Origin of the sequence: Mycobacterium sp. (genome assembly GCF_035697385.1) — a bacterium.
In the GTDB taxonomy this organism is placed as follows: Bacteria; Actinomycetota; Actinomycetes; order Mycobacteriales; family Mycobacteriaceae; genus Mycobacterium.
Window position 1 is genome coordinate 13,277 of sequence record NZ_DASSCY010000024.1, and the last position, 16,015, is coordinate 29,291.

General features: G+C 64.2%; 17 protein-coding genes. 13 read left to right on the forward strand and 4 right to left on the reverse strand.

Translation table 11 applies throughout. From position 1 onward, the window contains the following. Positions 1–6 precede the first annotated feature (6 nt). A complete protein-coding gene (locus tag VFH65_RS02160; RefSeq protein ID WP_353319485.1) occupies positions 7–633 on the forward strand; it encodes a PaaI family thioesterase in 627 nt (208 codons plus the stop codon). Here VFH65_RS02160 and VFH65_RS02165 read toward each other — a convergent pair. Continuing rightward, positions 605–2,587 (reverse strand): FUSC family protein, encoded by a 1,983-nt coding sequence (locus VFH65_RS02165; RefSeq protein ID WP_353319486.1) that lies wholly within the window; start codon positions 2,585–2,587, stop codon positions 605–607. The two genes, VFH65_RS02160 and VFH65_RS02165, sit on opposite strands and share 29 nt — an antisense overlap. Before the next feature lie 514 nt (positions 2,588–3,101). On the opposite strand from VFH65_RS02165, the gene VFH65_RS02170 reads away from it, so the two are divergent. From VFH65_RS02170 to VFH65_RS02200, 7 genes are all read left to right on the forward strand, one after another. Beyond that, positions 3,102–3,938, forward strand: a complete 837-nt coding sequence (locus VFH65_RS02170; protein WP_353319487.1) for an SH3-like domain-containing protein — start codon at positions 3,102–3,104, stop codon at positions 3,936–3,938. Positions 3,939–3,959: 21 nt separating this feature from the next. Next, positions 3,960–4,667, forward strand: coding sequence for a thiocyanate hydrolase subunit gamma (gene scnC / locus VFH65_RS02175; protein ID WP_353319489.1), 708 nt, complete (start codon positions 3,960–3,962; stop codon positions 4,665–4,667). Continuing rightward, positions 4,664–5,005 carry a thiocyanate hydrolase gene (locus VFH65_RS02180; RefSeq protein ID WP_353319491.1) on the forward strand — a complete coding sequence of 114 codons (342 nt, stop codon included), beginning with the start codon at positions 4,664–4,666 and terminating at the stop codon, positions 5,003–5,005. The genes scnC and VFH65_RS02180 overlap by 4 nt, the downstream gene beginning before the upstream one ends. Before the next feature lie 23 nt (positions 5,006–5,028). Then, on the forward strand, positions 5,029–5,733 hold the full coding sequence (locus VFH65_RS02185; RefSeq protein ID WP_353319492.1) for a hypothetical protein: 705 nt from the start codon (positions 5,029–5,031) through the stop codon (positions 5,731–5,733). A gap of 10 nt (positions 5,734–5,743) precedes the next feature. After that, the gene (locus tag VFH65_RS02190; protein WP_353319517.1) at positions 5,744–6,508 is read left to right on the forward strand and encodes an enoyl-CoA hydratase/isomerase family protein; all 765 of its coding nucleotides are present in this window, start codon (positions 5,744–5,746) and stop codon (positions 6,506–6,508) included. A gap of 36 nt (positions 6,509–6,544) precedes the next feature. Further along, positions 6,545–7,552 (forward strand): acyltransferase family protein, encoded by a 1,008-nt coding sequence (locus VFH65_RS02195; protein ID WP_353319493.1) that lies wholly within the window; start codon positions 6,545–6,547, stop codon positions 7,550–7,552. Between the two features lie 71 nt (positions 7,553–7,623). Continuing rightward, positions 7,624–8,673, forward strand: coding sequence for a phosphotransferase family protein (locus VFH65_RS02200; RefSeq protein ID WP_353319494.1), 1,050 nt, complete (start codon positions 7,624–7,626; stop codon positions 8,671–8,673). Here VFH65_RS02200 and VFH65_RS02205 read toward each other — a convergent pair. Then, a complete protein-coding gene (locus VFH65_RS02205; protein ID WP_353319495.1) occupies positions 8,670–8,867 on the reverse strand; it encodes a (2Fe-2S)-binding protein in 198 nt (65 codons plus the stop codon). The genes VFH65_RS02200 and VFH65_RS02205 overlap by 4 nt on opposite strands. Positions 8,868–8,877: 10 nt before the next feature. Next, positions 8,878–9,510, reverse strand: coding sequence for a fatty-acid--CoA ligase (locus VFH65_RS02210; protein WP_353319496.1), 633 nt, complete (start codon positions 9,508–9,510; stop codon positions 8,878–8,880). 241 nt (positions 9,511–9,751) lie between these two features. On the opposite strand from VFH65_RS02210, the gene bfr reads away from it, so the two are divergent. The 5 genes from bfr (at position 9,752) to VFH65_RS02235 (ending at position 15,592) form a co-directional block, all read left to right on the forward strand. Further along, positions 9,752–10,237, forward strand: coding sequence for a bacterioferritin (gene bfr / locus VFH65_RS02215; protein ID WP_353319497.1), 486 nt, complete (start codon positions 9,752–9,754; stop codon positions 10,235–10,237). Between the two features lie 115 nt (positions 10,238–10,352). Beyond that, the gene (locus VFH65_RS02220) at positions 10,353–12,410 is read left to right on the forward strand and encodes an MDR family MFS transporter (RefSeq protein WP_353319498.1); all 2,058 of its coding nucleotides are present in this window, start codon (positions 10,353–10,355) and stop codon (positions 12,408–12,410) included. Between the two features lie 66 nt (positions 12,411–12,476). Then, on the forward strand, positions 12,477–12,959 hold the full coding sequence (locus tag VFH65_RS02225; RefSeq protein WP_353319499.1) for a carboxymuconolactone decarboxylase family protein: 483 nt from the start codon (positions 12,477–12,479) through the stop codon (positions 12,957–12,959). A gap of 21 nt (positions 12,960–12,980) precedes the next feature. Further along, positions 12,981–14,351 (forward strand): glutamine synthetase family protein, encoded by a 1,371-nt coding sequence (locus VFH65_RS02230; RefSeq protein ID WP_353319500.1) that lies wholly within the window; start codon positions 12,981–12,983, stop codon positions 14,349–14,351. A 311-nt stretch (positions 14,352–14,662) separates the two neighbouring features. Then, the gene (locus VFH65_RS02235; protein WP_353319518.1) at positions 14,663–15,592 is read left to right on the forward strand and encodes an esterase family protein; all 930 of its coding nucleotides are present in this window, start codon (positions 14,663–14,665) and stop codon (positions 15,590–15,592) included. On the opposite strand, the gene VFH65_RS02240 is transcribed toward VFH65_RS02235, so the two are convergent. Next, positions 15,589–16,005, reverse strand: coding sequence for a nuclear transport factor 2 family protein (locus VFH65_RS02240; protein WP_353319519.1), 417 nt, complete (start codon positions 16,003–16,005; stop codon positions 15,589–15,591). The two genes, VFH65_RS02235 and VFH65_RS02240, sit on opposite strands and share 4 nt — an antisense overlap. Positions 16,006–16,015 lie beyond the last annotated feature (10 nt).

Genomic DNA, 16,015 nt, shown 5'->3' on the forward strand with positions numbered 1-16,015 from the left:
GCAAGTGTGCTGGACTTCACCCATATCGAGAACGTCACCTCCGCTGATGTGGAACGGATGCGCGCTCTGTACCAGCCGCTCGCCGAGTCGGTTCGGGAGTTGGTCGACGCGACGATCCGCACCGAAGTCGACGCCGAGACCGTGGCCGCGGTGAAGGCGGATATCGACGCGGCGACGGCGCGGCTGCGATCACAGCAGATCGACGGCGCTTTCGGCGTGCGTTACACCTCCGGTGGCGATCGCATGCCATGGGGCAATCCGGTTATCGGAATCCGCAATCCAATCGCACCGCCGCTGGTGATCGAGCGGGACTCCTCAGGGCGGGTGTTCACCGACTTCGACCTCGGCGCCGCGTATGAAGGCCCGCCGGGTCACGTGCACGGGGGAGTTGCCGCGCTGGTGCTCGATCACGTCCTCGGAGAAGCCGCGAGCAACGCGGAGAACCCGCGTTTCACGGGCACGATCACACTGCGCTACCTGCGCACCACCCGACTCGGCCATCTGCACGCGCAGGCCCACATCGACCGGACCGAGGGCGTGAAGACATTCGCCGTCGGCCACCTCGCCGACGAGGAGGGCATCACCGTCGAAGCCGAAGGCGTTTTCATCCAGCCGAAGTGGGCTCGCGGGTAGCGGCGATCCCGGCCAGGCTGCGGGTGATCGTCGCCAGTTCCGCGACAAGCACGCGGGCGGCACCGTTGTCGGCAGCCAGGCGCGCGCCGTGCTCGCGCACTTGCTCATTCGCCGCCGTCAGCTCGACGATGTCGACGGTCCACGGAGTCGCAGGGCTGGCCGGCGCACCACGCAGCGCATCGACGTAATCGTCAATCGCCGCAACGAATTCGGGGTTCAACGCCGTCGACGGCTGCGCCGGAAGGCTGCCTTCCAGTGACGTGCATGCGCTGGTGACGGAGTTCAGTGCCGCACGATAGGACCGCAGCCATCGACGGAGCTCGCGGGAATCCAGCCGGGTCGCACCCGAAGCCGCTTCGAACGCGGCGCGGGCCCGGTATGCCCGTTGCCAGGCCGCCGAGAGCGCGTCGGCGGGGTGGTCCAGCTCATGCACGAAGGCTTTGACTACCGTTGCCGCATAATCGATTTCGGTCTTCAACAACTCACCGGCGCGCTGCCGCAACCGGATCAGCGAGTGATCGGGCAACACCACGTGGGCGATCAGCGCCAACCCGGCGCCGATGACGACCGCGAACAGGCGGTCCTCCATGGTCGCCCCTGCCGCGACCGCATCGATGTCGAGCAGGAACACGACGGACGCCGCCAGCGCCGCACTGACGGCGAGATAGCCGAATCTGACGACCGCATAGGTGACTGCGACGAACATCGCCGCAACGAGTGCCGCCGCCGAACCGGTCGGCTGCCACAGCATCGTCAGCGCCGACGCGAAAGCGATACCCGTACCGATGCCCGCGATGCGTCCAATGCAGCGGGTGTAGGTGTGTGCCGTTTCCGGTCGCAGCACAATCAACACGGTGAGCGCGATCCAATAGCCGTGCGACACGTCGCCGAACCGCGCGGCGGCAATTCCCAGCGTGGTGGTCGACGACAGCCGCACGGCGTGTCGCAGGACTGGTGATGTCCAGGTCAGGTGACCACGCACCTGGATCGCCGCTGCTCGAAGCGAGCCGACCAGATCGGGGTGGCGCAGTTCGCCGAACCTCACCGTGGCGGCCTCATGCAGTTGTTGCGAGAACCGTTGCGCGACCGCCGCTTCCGGGCCGCTGATCGCGGCGACGGTGGTGTCGACGCGATCCAGCGCCTGTTCGGCGTCCCGCCGCGCCGTATGACTGTGGTCGGCGACCGCGTCGAGGAACGCGGCGGCAGCCGTCAGCAGCTGCGAACCGCTCTCGCCTCCAGGACCACCCCGCAATGCACTCAACGTCGCGGTGATCCGCTCTGGCAGCCGATAGCCGCCGTGGTACGCCTTCGGCCGCCGTGAGGCCTGGCTGTCGACGAACGCCTCCCTCAGCGAAACCAGTGGGGCCACGTCCACCGGCGCATCACGGTCGGCGGCGACACTTCGGGCGTCCGTCGCCAACGCCCGGTACGCCGTAGTCAACGCATCGCGCTGGACGCGCCAGCGCTGCGGCGGCCACAGCGCCACCATGGCCGCTTGAACGCAACCCGCCGCGATGGTCAGCGCAGTGGGCGCCAGTACACCCCATAGTGTTGGCTCCTCGACGGGCGCGATCACAAGCAGCGCACTGGCGGCGGTGGCGACCAGTCCAGCGTTTGCACCGAGCGCCCACTGCATGCCCGCGGCGAAACACCACAGCGCCACCACGCCGACGAACACGGCATCGTTCGATGCGGTCAACGCGCCAAGGAATACGGCGGCGCCCATTTGCAGGGACACCATGACGACCAGCGGCACACGCCCACCGGGACTGTCCTGCAATGCGATGGCACCCGCGATCGCCGCGGCGCCGGCCGCCCACACCGCGGCGGTGGGGGAGTCCCAATAAAGCGCGACGGCCGCCATTGCCAAGACCCCGAGCAGGCTGCGCGTCACCGCGCCGGCATCCGGCGTGGCAGGTTTCAGGGCATCGACTGCCCGGCTGCCCGCAATCACCTGCCTATTCTCACTCCACCAAGGTCACTGAACGGTGGAGTACACGCGTCGAATTGCACAGCGGTCAGAATCCGCATGAGTCGATGACGGAATTAGCCGGCTACCGAACAGAGGCCGCTCAGCGAATCCATTGATTCGGTGAACGCGATACGCGCTTGCGAGGTCATTCGTCGAATTCGCGCGCTGGAGCGCGTTGGGGTGGTCAAATCCTTTGTCGCGCAACACATATCTGAATCGCCGCCGGCCGCTGAACATTTTTCGAGGCAACCGGTGCGCGATTTTGCTGTATCGAATGGGCTTCGGCGATAGAGTCAGCAACCGGAACCGGTCCCGCAGCTACGGAGGTGCCGATGGCCAGCAAAGCTGTCGTGGTCGACGGCGTTGCTGGAACTCCCATGCAGTTCCGGAACTCGATGAATTTGCCTGATGACTTCTCCCGATGGGTTTTGCCAGGCGTCGCCCACGAGGACAAAGCCCCACCTGCGCAACACGTCCGACGACGAAGGGACCTTTCATGAGCACAGCAGCCGAGCGTGCGGCTCAACTGGATCTCGTGGCCCGACTGAAGTCGGCCTATCCCGAGCTGCCGGATGCGCCAACCCCCGATCTGCTGGACCACGAGCGCATCACCGCGTACTTGAAGCCCGTCCATGACGTCGGCGGTGAGCCCGATGCGCCGATGAAGTACGAGAACAAGCAGTACGAACTCTGGGAACACATGACCTACGTGATCTGCGAGGTCCTCGCCTGGCGCGGAATCTGGTTGTCGGAAGAACGCCGAAGGATCGGCAACGTCGACGTCGGTCGGGCCGAGTACCTGGGGCTGCCCTACTACGGCCGCTGGCTGCTGGCCGTCGCCCGTGTCCTCGTCGAGAAACACCACATCGGGCTCACGGAGTTGAGTGAACGGATGGCCGAGGTCAAGGCGCGCTACGAAGGCGGACTCGACGGCAAGAAGTTGGAGGCCAACCCTAAGTCAGAAGGCGACGGGTCTCAGGTCAAGCGCAATGAACACCACAAGCGGGCAGTGGGCAAGGGCGATCCGCAGGTATACGCCGGCCAGGCTGGCACGCCGAAGTTCAAGGTCGGCGACGCGGTGGTGGTGCGCGAGCTTCCGGTGATCTTCTATACCCGCACCCCCGAATACGTCCGCGGCGCAAGTGGAGAAATCGCAGCGGTCGCATATGAAAGCCCGGCTGCGGAGGACGAGACCTGGGATCGTCCCGCAACACCGGAGTGGTTCTACGTCGTTCGGTTCAACATGTCCCAACTGTGGCACGGGTACACCGGAACAACCGACGACGTCGTCCAAACCGAGATTCCCGAACACTGGCTGGAAGCCGCCAAATAAGCTGCCCCGAAAGGAATTTGCATGGCTGGTCACGATCACGATCACGATCGCACCGTCAAGCCGATGGTCGACGAGATCACCGACTTCGAAGTCCTCGAGATCGCGCTGCGTGAGTTGTGCATCGAGAAGGGCATCTTCACCGCCGAGGAGCACCGGCGATTCACCGAATTCGCCGAGCAGATCGGCCCAACGCCCGCGGCACGCCTGGTGGCCAGGGCGTGGCTGGATCCGGAGTTCAAGAAACTTGCTCTTGCCGAACCGATGACGGCCAGCAAGGAGGTCGGTGTCGACTGGATGGAGCCGACGGGATTCGGGACGCCCAGCGACTTCACCGCGTTCCAGATTCTCGCCAACACGCCCACCGTCCACAACGTGATCGTCTGTGCGTTGTGCTCGTGCTATCCGCGACCGATCCTCGGCAACTCGCCCGAGTGGTATCGCACGCCCAACTATCGCCGGCGCATGGTCCGCTGGCCACGCCAGGTGCTCGCAGAGTTCGGCCTCTACCTACCTGACGAAATCTCCATCCACGTACAGGATTCCAATCAAAAGCATCGCTTCATGGTGATGCCAATGCAGCCCGAGGGCACAGAAGACTGGACAGAAGACCAGCTCGTGGAAATCATCACGCGCGATTGCCTGATCGGTGTCGCGTTGCCGAAAGCCGGCGTGACCAACAATGTCATCACCGATACCCGCCCGGCCGTTCACCCAGGGACCGCAGGATGAGCGACCGCATCGACGCCCTACACGAGATTGCCGAGCGAAACCAGGTCTGGCCGGTGATGGCCGCCAAGTACGGTGTCGAGAATCCTGTGCCGCCATGGAAGACGAGTCTGGACGGCCTGTGCGACGCGCTCGATCACGCGAGTTGCGATGCCAGCGTCCCGAACTTCAAAGAGCGGCGCGACGAGGAAGACGTGTTGTCGGCAACCGTCTACTCGAACCTGCCCTATCCGGAGAACCAGCTGGTCTCGCTGGCCCACTCGCTGGTCGCTCGCGGCATCATCGACGAGAACGAACTGAGGCAGCGGCTCACCAGCATCCGAGCGCGGCTGGAGGCCTGAGGCGAGTCGGCTAAGTTCGGCTCGTGGAAAAAGTCATCATCACGCTTCGGGCACCCGATTCGGATGAATCGTGGTGCACCCGGATCCGCGACGACGTCGCTGCCGGCCTACTCGATCTGGAGCTGCCGGGTCTCGCAGTCAACGTCCGTGACGACATCGTGCGCGACTCTCTGATGACATTGACCACGCTGGACCCGCCGGTGGTTGCCGTGGTCAGCGTGTGGACCCAGCAGTCGTACGGCGATCAGGTTCGCGCGGCAATAGGGCTGCTGGGTAAGGAGTGCGCCGACGTGGCCGCGTACCTGGTCACCGAGTCCGTGCCGCTACCACCGCCGGACACAGCGTCGGGGGACCGCACCCCTGGATTGGCCAACGTAGCGCTGCTGCGCAGGCCCGACGACCTGGACGAGGCGACGTGGCGGACGCGCTGGCACATCGACCACACACCGGTGGCCATCGCAACCCAGTCGACTTTCGGGTACATCCAGAACGCCGTGGTGCGCGCATTGACGCCAGACGCGCCTGTCATTGCCGCGATCGTCGAGGAGCTGTTTCCCGAAGAGGCGATATCCGACCTGCACGCGTTCTTCGGTGCCGCCGACGACGACGACCTGCGCGACCGCATGGAACGCATGATCGCCAGCACCGCCGCGTTCGGCGCGAATCGCGATGTCGACACCGTGCCGACGAGCCGGTACGTATTCCGAACACCCTTCACCGTACGGTGATCCGATGACCGTGACTCTGCAGACCAGCGACGACAACCGGGTGCGCACCCTCACGCTCAATCGGCCCGATGTCCTCAACGCGTTCAACGAGGAGCTCTACAACGCGACGGCGGTGGCGCTTCGAGACGCGGCCACCGATACGGAGGTGGCCGTGGTGCTGTTGACCGGCGCAGGCCGGGCATTCAGCGCGGGCAACGACCTCGTCGAGATGCAAAGGCGCATTACCGATCCCGCGTTCAATGAGCAGGGCAGTCACTTCTCCGACATGATCGAGGCCCTCGCCGACCTTCCGAAACCACTGATCTGCGCCGTGAACGGCGTCGGGGTCGGAATCGGCGCGACGCTTCTCGGCTACGCAGACCTGGTGTTCATGTCATCCACGGCGCGGTTGAAGACACCGTTCACCAGCCTGGGCGTCGCGCCCGAGGCGGCGTCGTCGTACCTGCTGCCGCGATTGATGGGTAGGCAGAACGCGGCATGGCTGTTGTTGTCATCGGAGTGGGTCGACGCGGCCGAAGCTCACCGCATGGGTCTGGCATGGAAGGTGTGTGAACCCGACGACCTCATGACCGAGGCCCGTCGGCACGCCGAAATCCTTGCCTCCCGGCCAATTCCGAGCCTGATGGCGGTGAAGCAGACCATTGTGGAGCCGACCCGCGCCGAGATCGCCGCGGCGACGGCCAGAGAAATCGAACACTTCACCGTATTGCTCGGCGCTGCGGCCAACGCCGATGCCCTTGCCGAGTTCACCGGCCGGCGCGGCGCCGACGGGTAGCCGACCCGTTTTGACGTCGGATCCCGCCCCGCCAACGTGACGCGAATCGCTTGGGTCGACAGGGCCAAGGGCATTGCCATTCTGTTGGTTGTGCTCCATCACGCCATCCAGTTCTCCGCCTACGAACAGTGGGCAAGTGAGACGGCCATTTCCGTGAACTGGATGCTGCAGACGTTCCGGATGCCTCTCTTCTTCGCGATGTCGGGCCTGTTCTTTCGGCACGCTGCGTCCCGGTCCTGGCGATGGCTGCTGGTCAACCGGGTGCTGCCGTTCCTCTATCTCTATGGGATTTGGACCGCCTTATGGAACGCCGCTTTCGAACTGACACCCGTCGAGGGGATCAACTTCGGGCTGCGTCACGTGCCTGCGCTGTTCACCGATCCGGGCGTGGGCCCGTGGTACATCTTGGCGCTGGCGATGTACTTCCTTGCAGCAAAGGTACTTTCACCTCTGCCGGTCTGGGTTCAGCTGACGATCGTGGCTGCCCTGGCGGTCCCCGTGGCCACCCGGCTCATCTCGATGGGCTGGGCGTGGGAGTACATCACCATGTACGGCCTCGCCTTCTTTGCCGGCATGCACGGGCAACGCATACTGATGGCGCTTGCTGACCGAACGACGGCGGTGAGCGTTGCGGCCGCAGCCGGAATCTGGGCGGTCGGTACGGCGGCCGCAGCCATCGGCGGCTGGCCGATGTTCATTCCGCTGTGTGCGGCCGGCATCGCGCTTGGCGTCACCCTCGCCGCCTACCTGCACCGTGCCAGGATTCTTAGCTGGTTCGGCACCAGAACGCTGCCGATATATCTGTTGCACATGCCGCTGATCGCCGCCGTCTATTCGATTCCCGGCATCCGGTCGCTGCCGGCCTCAACGCTGGTCGGAGCCGGAGTCGTGTTGTGCACGTGGATATTCGCTGTGGTCGCCTCCATCGGCTTGTGGCGCATCGGCCGGATCATCCCTGGCCTCTTCACCGCGCCGTGGCCCGGCGACGGCAATGCGACGCGGACTCGGCGCCAGCCGCCCACCGTCGATGCCGTGAATCCCTGACGCCACCGACGCAGGTTACGCTTTTCGGATATTGGCGGGGGCCGCGTTTCACAGAGATCGCGAGGGTCATCATGCAACGTCCCGAGGCAGATGAGATAGCCGGTCTGCTCGAGCCGATCGTGCGGCAGAGAATTCCTGGCGCAGCCGAGGCGCGAATCGCAAACTGGCGTTCGGCCGACGGTGGCCTGTCGACGGAAACGTACCTGTTCGATCTGCTGTCCGGCGAAAAGGGGAGCCCGACAACGCTGAAAGAGTTGGTGTTTCGCCGGCCGCCGGCCGTCAGCCTGTTTCCGGACTACGACCTGCTGCGACAGGTCCTGGTGATGAACCGGCTGCAGAATTCGCCTATCACAGTTCCGACCGTGTGCTGGCTGGACCGCGGTGACCAGCAGTTGGGCACCCCGTACTTCGTCATGGAACAGCTGCAGACGGTGGGCAGCCCGGGCGACTTCCCGTCGTACCACTGTCAGGGCATGTACTTCGACGCCACCCCCGAGCAGCGGGCCACCATGTGGTGGGGCTGCGTGCAGGCGATCGCCGACGTCCACGCACTTGACTGGCGACGCCTTGGCCTGGATCGGCTGCTGATGCCGGAGCGCGGCGCGCATCCGCTTGAACAAGTTGTCAATTACTACTCCGACATGCTGCTGTGGGTTTCGTCTGGCAACCCTCGTCCCGAGCTATCCGCGGCCACAAAGTGGTTGCGAGACAACCTTTATGCTCCCGAGCACCTGGTCCTGTGCTGGGGCGACAGCAGGCTGTCCAACATTCTGTACGGGGATGAGTTCGAGGTCGTCGCGGTGCTCGACTGGGAGCTCGCCTACATCGGCGACCATGAAGCCGACCTCGCCTGGCTGCTCTTCAGCGACTGGGCATGCTCGGAATACCAGGGGCACCCTCGCCTCGACGGCACACCGAGCCGCGAGGAAACCATCGCGCGCTACGAGCGGTTGTCGGGCAAGCCAGTGACGAACCTGCGCTACAACGAAGTGCTCGCTGCCGTAGAGATGGCCCTTCCGGTCTCGCGGCTGGCGGCCAGGTTCCGCGACGATGGCCTGCTCACCGAGGACTTCGATCTGATCGGCTTCTGCGTGGACCGGATCGGCCAGCTGCTCGGCTAGGAACTCAGACTGCGCGACGGGCAGCCGTTGACCTCATGATGGGCGGCGATGATCGCCCGCAATGTGCGGCGGCATCGACCACAGTCGCCACCGGCGCCACACGCCTCCGCGATCTGCTTGGAGGTGGTCGCACCGTTGGCCACGACCTCGTTGACGTCGTGGCTGGTGACACCGGTACACAGGCAGACAAACATCGCGGCCCCGTCAGCTCTGCTCGTCGACGGTCATCAGGTGGGCGAACTTGCCGACGAACTGGGTGGGATACGCGCCGAGACCTGCCTTGGACATCCACTCCGCGGCTGCGTCGGGATGCTCGATCCACTGTCGGGCGGCGACCTCGTCCTCTATCTCCTGCAGGATCATCACTTCCCGTCCGTCGTCGAGCGCCCGGTACACCCAGATCTTCCGGACACCGCCGCGCTTGAAGCGTTCGAGACCGTCGTGCACCTTGACCATCAGCGCCGACACGTCGTCCACTGCGGCCATCCCCCCGACGACCACCCGGCCCACGTGTTCCTCGGGCGACGGCTCGTACAGATCGATCTTCTCGACAACTTCACCGCCGAATATGGGCGGTATGTCGTCGGCTCCCGATATGTCGAACCATTCGAATATCGCCGGCGACCGCAAAACGTCGCGAACCGATCCGGCCTGCCGGATTCCAATGGTCACCAATACCCGCCGAGGTTCCCAAATAGACGTGTACAGAACGACGTGATGCGCACCAATAGCGGCCAGACCGTCGCGGTGTTTCTTGAGCCACTTCCACATCCGGTTCACATCGTCGACGCGGAAATCACACGCAAGAATAAGTGAGTGCAAATCGTACTCACTCATTGCTATTCCTGCCTGTCTGCTGCGGTCCGCCAACTGTTAGCGCAGTCTAACCTTACTTAGCGTAGGCAGTCCAGACTACCCACCTGATCTGCGCGCCTCCGGTCGCCACGAATCGACAGAAGAGACGAAAACACGCCTCGCTCAACCGATAAGGTGCGCTTTCGCGCGTCCGGGGTACTAGATTGGAAGTGCGCGGCAAACAGCGACGCTTGACCAGCCCTCAAGTTGCTTAGGAGCGATCATGCAAGGCGATCCGGACGTTCTGAAATTGCTCAACGAGCAGTTGACGAGCGAACTCACGGCCATCAATCAGTATTTCCTGCACTCGAAGATGCAGGCCAATTGGGGCTTCACGGAATTAGCGGAATACACCCGCAAAGAATCGTTCGAAGAAATGCAGCATGCGGAATCGATCACCGATCGCATCCTGATTCTGGATGGCCTGCCAAATTATCAGCGGCTGTTTTCACTGAGGGTCGGCCAAACGCTGCGCGAACAGTTCGAGGCCGACCTCGCGATCGAATACGAAGTCGTGGCGCGGCTGAAGCCCGGAATCATCATGTGCCGCAAGAAGGAAGACGCGACGAGCGCCAACCTGTTCGAGAAGATCCTGGCCGACGAAGAGGACCACATCGACTATCTGGAGACCCAGCTGCAGTTGATGGACAAGCTCGGCGAAGAGCTCTACTCCGCGCAGTGCGTCTCCCGCCCTCCGACCTCCCTGTAGTCGCCGCAGCCGTTTCCCGCTCGCCATAGCGGCAACCCTTCCGTGGCGCTGTAACTTTCATAGCTTGTCTAACGATATGGCTAGAGAGTTTTCGGCATCCGATGGAAAGGTTGGTATGACGAGCCCAGCAGCCACGGCCACTGCCGCGGATCCAGAGTCCAGCAGTGCGCTGATCAGTCCGCAGCGCCGCAACTTCATCTTCGTTGCGGTGCTGCTCGGCATGCTGTTGGCCGCGTTGGACCAGACCATCGTTGCGACCGCGCTGCCGACGGTGGTCGCCGATCTCGGCGGCGCCGGGCACCAATCCTGGGTGGTGACGAGCTATCTACTGGCCTCGACGATCGCCACCGCGATCGTCGGCAAGCTCGGTGACCTGTTCGGCCGCAAGCTGATCTTCGGGGCGGCTGTGCTGTCCTTCTTGGTCGGCTCGGTGCTGTGCGGGTTGTCGGGCTCGATGACCATGCTGGTGGCGTCGCGCGCGCTGCAGGGCATCGGGGGCGGTGCGATCATGGTGACGGCCACGGCGCTGATCGGTGAAGTCATCCCGCTGCGTGACCGTGGCCGCTATCAAGGCGCGTTGGGCGCGGTGTTCGGTGTCACGACGGTGGTCGGGCCGCTGCTGGGTGGTTTCTTCACCGATCACCTGAGTTGGCGGTGGGCGTTCTGGATCAACGTGCCGGTGGCGGTGGTCGTGTTCTTCGTCGCGGCAGCCGCGATTCCGGCCCTCGGCAAGTCCACCACCCGCCCCGTCATCGACTACACCGGCATCGTGTTCATCGCGCTGGGCGCCTCCGGCCTCACGCTGGCCACCAGCTGGGGTGGCAGCACCTATCCGTGGAGCTCGCCGGTCATCATCGGACTCTTCGTAGGATCGGCGCTAGCGCTCGCGGCCTTCGTGTGGGTGGAAAGCCGTGCCGCGGAACCGATTCTGCCTATCCGGTTGTTCCGCAGCCCCGTGTTCACGGTGTGCTGCGTGCTCTCCTTCATCGTCGGGTTCGCTATGCTCGGCGCACTGACGTTCCTGCCCACATTCATGCAATTTGTGGACGGGGTGTCGGCGACCGTATCCGGCCTGCGGACCCTGCCGATGGTGGCCGGCCTACTGCTGACATCGATGGGCAGCGGTGTCATCGTGAGCCGCACCGGACGGTACAAGATCTTCCCGCTCGTCGGCACCGCGGTGATGACCGTCGGATTCTTGTTGCTGTCGCGGATGAGCGCCGAGACACCTGTGCTGCTGCAGTCGTTGTACCTGTTCATCCTTGGCACCGGCATCGGCATGTGCATGCAGGTGCTCATCTTGATCGTGCAGAACACATCGAACTTTGACGATCTGGGCGTCGCGACATCTGGCGTGACATTCTTCCGTACCATCGGAAGCTCTTTCGGCGCAGCGATATTCGGCTCGCTGTTCGCGAACTTCCTCGGCGACCGCATCGGACCCGCCCTGGCTGCCAGCGGCGCGCCGCCAGAAGCCGCGCAGTCCCCACAGGCGTTGCATCAGCTACCGGCCGACGTCGCCATCCCGATCGTCAACGCCTACGCCGACTCGCTCGGACTGGTGTTCCTGTGTGCGGCACCTGTGGCGTTCGTCGGATTCGTGGTGGCATGGACCCTCAAGGAGATTCCGCTGCGCGAGATGGAAACCGTCGCTGTCGATCTCGGTGACGGGTTTGCGATGCCGAGCACGGAATCGCCGGAGAAAATGCTGGAGATCGCCATCGGCCGGATGCTGCGCCAGTCGCCCGAGATCCGGCTGCGCAACATCTGCGAAAAGCCCGACTGCAACCTCGACATCGCACGACTGTGGGCACTGATTCAGATCTACCGGCACAACCAGGTGTTCGGCTCCGCGCGACTGACCGAAATCGCCGACAGGCTGCGGGTCCCGTGCGAAGTGATCGAACCGACCTTCGACCGCCTCGTCGAATCCGGCTACGCACTGCGGACCGACGACCTGTTCTGGCTCACGCAGGCCGGCGCCCGGCAGGTCGACGTCGTGTCCGCGGCGCTGATCAATCGCATCGTGGACAAGCTGGCCGCCTCACCGACCTTCGACGGCCGCCCGGACCGCCTACAGGTGGAAGCGGCGCTGGAGCGCATCGCGCACCGGGTGCTGGTGCAGCGTGATTGGGACGAGGAGCCAGCCGAACTCGCTGCGGCGGGCCGGTGAGCTGCAGTTTCTTACACGTTTCTAGAACGCGTTCCACTTTTGTCGGACGCGGCGTACGATTCCGCCATGAGCCGAATTGGAGCCTTCGCCGACGATGACGCGGCAGGCTGGGTGCTGAAGTCACCGGAGATCGGGACCGCGATGGCGGGCTTCACGAACGCGGTTTACACGAAGGGCCGGTTGCCGCTTCGCGTGCGCGAGTTGGCCCGCATGGTGATCGCACTCGACAACGAATGTGTGGTCTGCCAGAACACCCGCGACTCCGACGGCATCGCGGCAGGCGTCGACGAAGATCTCTACGACCACGCCGCGGAATGGCGAACCTGGCCCGGCTACAGCGAGCAGGAACGCGTCGCTGCGGAGTTCGCCGAGCGGTTCGCCAGCGACCACACCGGCCTGCGCGACGACGAGGATTTCTGGGCGCGCTGCAAGGAGCAGTTCGACGACGAACTGCTGACGGACCTGGCGCTGTCCTGCGCCATGTGGCTGGGCATGGGCCGGATGCTGCGCACGCTCGACATCGGCCAAACCTGCAAGATCACGCTCTAATTCGCCCCAATTGAGCGGAGAATGGCTCCCGTGACTTCACGGGCAGCCAAACCGCTCGCCGCCGCGGCCATCGCCCAACTGGAGGCCGACGGAGTCGCCACCCTGATCGGCACGGTCGTCAACCCGGCCGGCCTCACGCACGCCAAAACCGTCCCGCTGCGCCGGATGGGAGCTTTCGCGGATCCCGGCCTCGGAGCCAGCTCGGTCTGGCACGTCTTCGCAGTCGACCAGGTTGGCACCGTCTTCGGCGACGCGATCGGCGTCGTTGGGGATCAGCGCATCCGCATCGACCTGACTGCGTTGCGCATCCTCGGCGACGGATTGGCTTGGGCGCCAGGCGCTTTCTTTAATCAGGACGGTTCACCGGACCCATACTGCACGCGCGGCGTGCTGCGCCGTATGGAGGAGCGGCTGTCCGATGCCGGCATCGACACGGTCGTGGGCCATGAGATGGAGTTCGTCCTCGTCGGGCCCGACGGCAGCCGGCTCCCTTCGCACATGTGGGCCCAGTACGGATTGGCCGGGGTCTTGGAGTTCGAGGGCTTCGTACGAGATGTCACCAACGCCGCCACCGGTTCCGGCGTCGCCATCGAGCAGTTCCATCCGGAGTACGGCATCAACCAGTTCGAGATCTCGCTGTCGCCACAGCCACCCGTCGCAGCCGCAGACCAGCTGGTGTTGATGCGCATCATCATCGGCCGGGTAGCACGGCAGTACGGTCTGCGCGTGAGTCTCTCTCCGGTGCCGTTTGCTGGAAGCGTCGGATCCGGTTCCCATCAACACTTTTCAATGTCACGAGGGGACACACCGCTGTTCTCCGACGGAACCGGTGTCGCCGGAATGACTCCGGAAGGGGAGTCTGCGGTTGCCGGTCTTCTCGCGGGCCTGCCGCAAGCGCAGGGCATCCTGTGCGGCTCGGTGGTGTCGGGACTGCGCATGCATCCAGGATTGTGGTCAGGTGCATATGTCTGCTGGGGCACCGAGAACCGCGAAGCCGCAGTGCGATACCTCATCGGTGGACCGAGCAACCCACACGGAGCCAATGTCGAGGTGAAAGTCATCGACCCGTCGGCCAATCCATATCTCGCCTCCGCCGCGATTCTCGGGCTTGCCCTCTACGGAATAGACCGCAAACTGCCGCTGCCTCCCGAAACAACCGTCGACCCGGCCACGTTGACCGACGAACAGCGCAGGCAGGCCCGCATGGCGCTGTTGTCGTCGAGCCAGTCCGAAGCGATCAGTGCGCTTGATGAATCCCCGTTGATGCGCGGCATTCTCGGGGACGAGGCGGTCGACGCCGTGGTGGCGGTTCGACGCTACGAGCACGAGAACTACGGGGACTTGCCGCCCGATGAGCTGGCCGAGAAGTTCCGGCTGGCCTGGAGCGTATGAGCTAGATATCAAGGTGGTCACGGCGGGCGCTTGACTCGCGAAACGTACGTTTTGCAGAGGAAGTGCGAGAAGAGCGCGACAAAACGTAGGTTTCGACGATCCACCGCCGTCGGCTTTGCCCACCACCCGGCCTATCAAACCTGCCAACGAATTAACGACTCAGGACATAGATATCAAGGTGATCACGGCGGGCGTGGCCAAGCCTGCTGGTGCTCGACCCGCTGCTAGCTTGCCGGTGACGACCTACCAGGAAGGCATGACCGGTGTTATCTCGCGAATGGCGGCGATGGGTGGTGGCCGCCGTGGCGGCGATGCTGCTGCCCGGCCTGATGGGCATCTCGGGACTGACCGCCACGGCAGCGGCGTACTCGCGGGAGGGCTTGCCGGTCGAGCAATTGGACGTGCCCTCACCGTCGATGGGCCGCAACATTCGCGTCCAGTTCCAGGGCGGTGGCCCGCATGCGGTGTACCTCCTCGACGGCCTGCGGGCCCAGGAAGACGCCAGCGGCTGGGACATCAACACCGCGGCGTTCGAGTGGTTCTATCAGTCCGGCTTGTCACTGGTGATGCCGGTTGGCGGACAGTCCAGCTTTTACACCGATTGGTATCAGCCGGCGGCCGGTAGCGCAGGCACCACCACATACAAGTGGGAGACGTTCCTGACCCAGGAGCTGCCGGCCTGGCTGGCCGCGAACAAGGGCATCGCACCGACGGGCAACGCGGTTGTCGGGTTGTCGATGTCCGGCGGCGCCGCCCTGACGCTGGCGACCTGGCATCCGACTCAGTTCATCTTCGCGGGCTCGCTGTCGGGTTACCTGAACCCGTCACACGGGTTGTGGCCTACGCTGATCGGCCTTTCCATGAAGGACGCCGGCGGCTACAACGCGACTCAAATGTGGGGGCCGACGAGCGATCCGGCATGGCGGCGCAACGACCCGATGGTCAACATTCCCACACTGGTGGCCAACAACACCGCCGTCTGGGTCTACTGCGGCAACGGCAGATCGTCGGACTTGGACACGCCTGGCGACTTCGGCGCCTTGTACAGCTCACAGTTCCTCGAGAACATCACGATCAGCACCAACAAGGAGTTCCAGCAGAAGTATCTCGCCGCTGGCGGGCGCAACGCGGTATTCAACTTCCCAGCCAACGGCACCCACAGCTGGGCGTACTGGGGTTCGCAGCTACAGGCGATGAAGCCCGACCTCCAACGCGTGCTTGGGGCGACGCCCCCCGCCTAGACCAGACCCGTCGCGTCGAAGACCCACGACATGTCGGCGTTCGCGAAGTCCTCCATCCAGGTGGGCGGGGCGTTATTCGCAAGAGCACCCATGTCCCAGTAGTCCTTCCACAACGTGATCTTGCCGTCCTGCACGCGGTGCACGGTGACGAACTGCAAGGTGGCAGATTCGCCTGTGGCCCAATGCCATTCCTCGTGATGCTCATACATGACGTCGGCACCGTTGGTGAGCATCAGTCCGGTGAAGTTCTCGTAGGACGCCAACGGCTCGAGTCCGATCTTGAGCCGCTTGACGATGTCTTCCGGACCGCGTGCCGCCGCCGTGGGACCGACCGGCATGTCGAGGTAGATGCAGTCCTCGGACAGGTAGGTCTTCAACGAGTCCCAGTCGCGGTCGGACAACGCCTTCCACATGGCCAGGACC

Bases quoted from the DNA above. Each gene is read 5' to 3' on its own strand.
- VFH65_RS02230 (WP_353319500.1), top strand. From the start codon at position 12,981: ATGGCTCCCGTGACTTCACGGGCAGCCAAACCGCTCGCCGCCGCGGCC.
- VFH65_RS02180 (WP_353319491.1), top strand. From the start codon at position 4,664: ATGAGCGACCGCATCGACGCCCTACACGAGATTGCCGAGCGAAACCAG.
- VFH65_RS02235 (WP_353319518.1), top strand. From the start codon at position 14,663: ATGCTGCTGCCCGGCCTGATGGGCATCTCGGGACTGACCGCCACGGCA.
- VFH65_RS02200 (WP_353319494.1), top strand. From the start codon at position 7,624: ATGCAACGTCCCGAGGCAGATGAGATAGCCGGTCTGCTCGAGCCGATC.
- bfr (WP_353319497.1), top strand. From the start codon at position 9,752: ATGCAAGGCGATCCGGACGTTCTGAAATTGCTCAACGAGCAGTTGACG.
- VFH65_RS02170 (WP_353319487.1), top strand. From the start codon at position 3,102: ATGAGCACAGCAGCCGAGCGTGCGGCTCAACTGGATCTCGTGGCCCGA.
- VFH65_RS02225 (WP_353319499.1), top strand. From the start codon at position 12,477: ATGAGCCGAATTGGAGCCTTCGCCGACGATGACGCGGCAGGCTGGGTG.
- VFH65_RS02205 (WP_353319495.1), bottom strand. From the start codon at position 8,867: ATGTTTGTCTGCCTGTGTACCGGTGTCACCAGCCACGACGTCAACGAG.
- VFH65_RS02240 (WP_353319519.1), bottom strand. From the start codon at position 16,005: ATGTGGAAGGCGTTGTCCGACCGCGACTGGGACTCGTTGAAGACCTAC.
- VFH65_RS02220 (WP_353319498.1), top strand. From the start codon at position 10,353: ATGACGAGCCCAGCAGCCACGGCCACTGCCGCGGATCCAGAGTCCAGC.
- scnC (WP_353319489.1), top strand. From the start codon at position 3,960: ATGGCTGGTCACGATCACGATCACGATCGCACCGTCAAGCCGATGGTC.
- VFH65_RS02210 (WP_353319496.1), bottom strand. From the start codon at position 9,510: ATGAGTGAGTACGATTTGCACTCACTTATTCTTGCGTGTGATTTCCGC.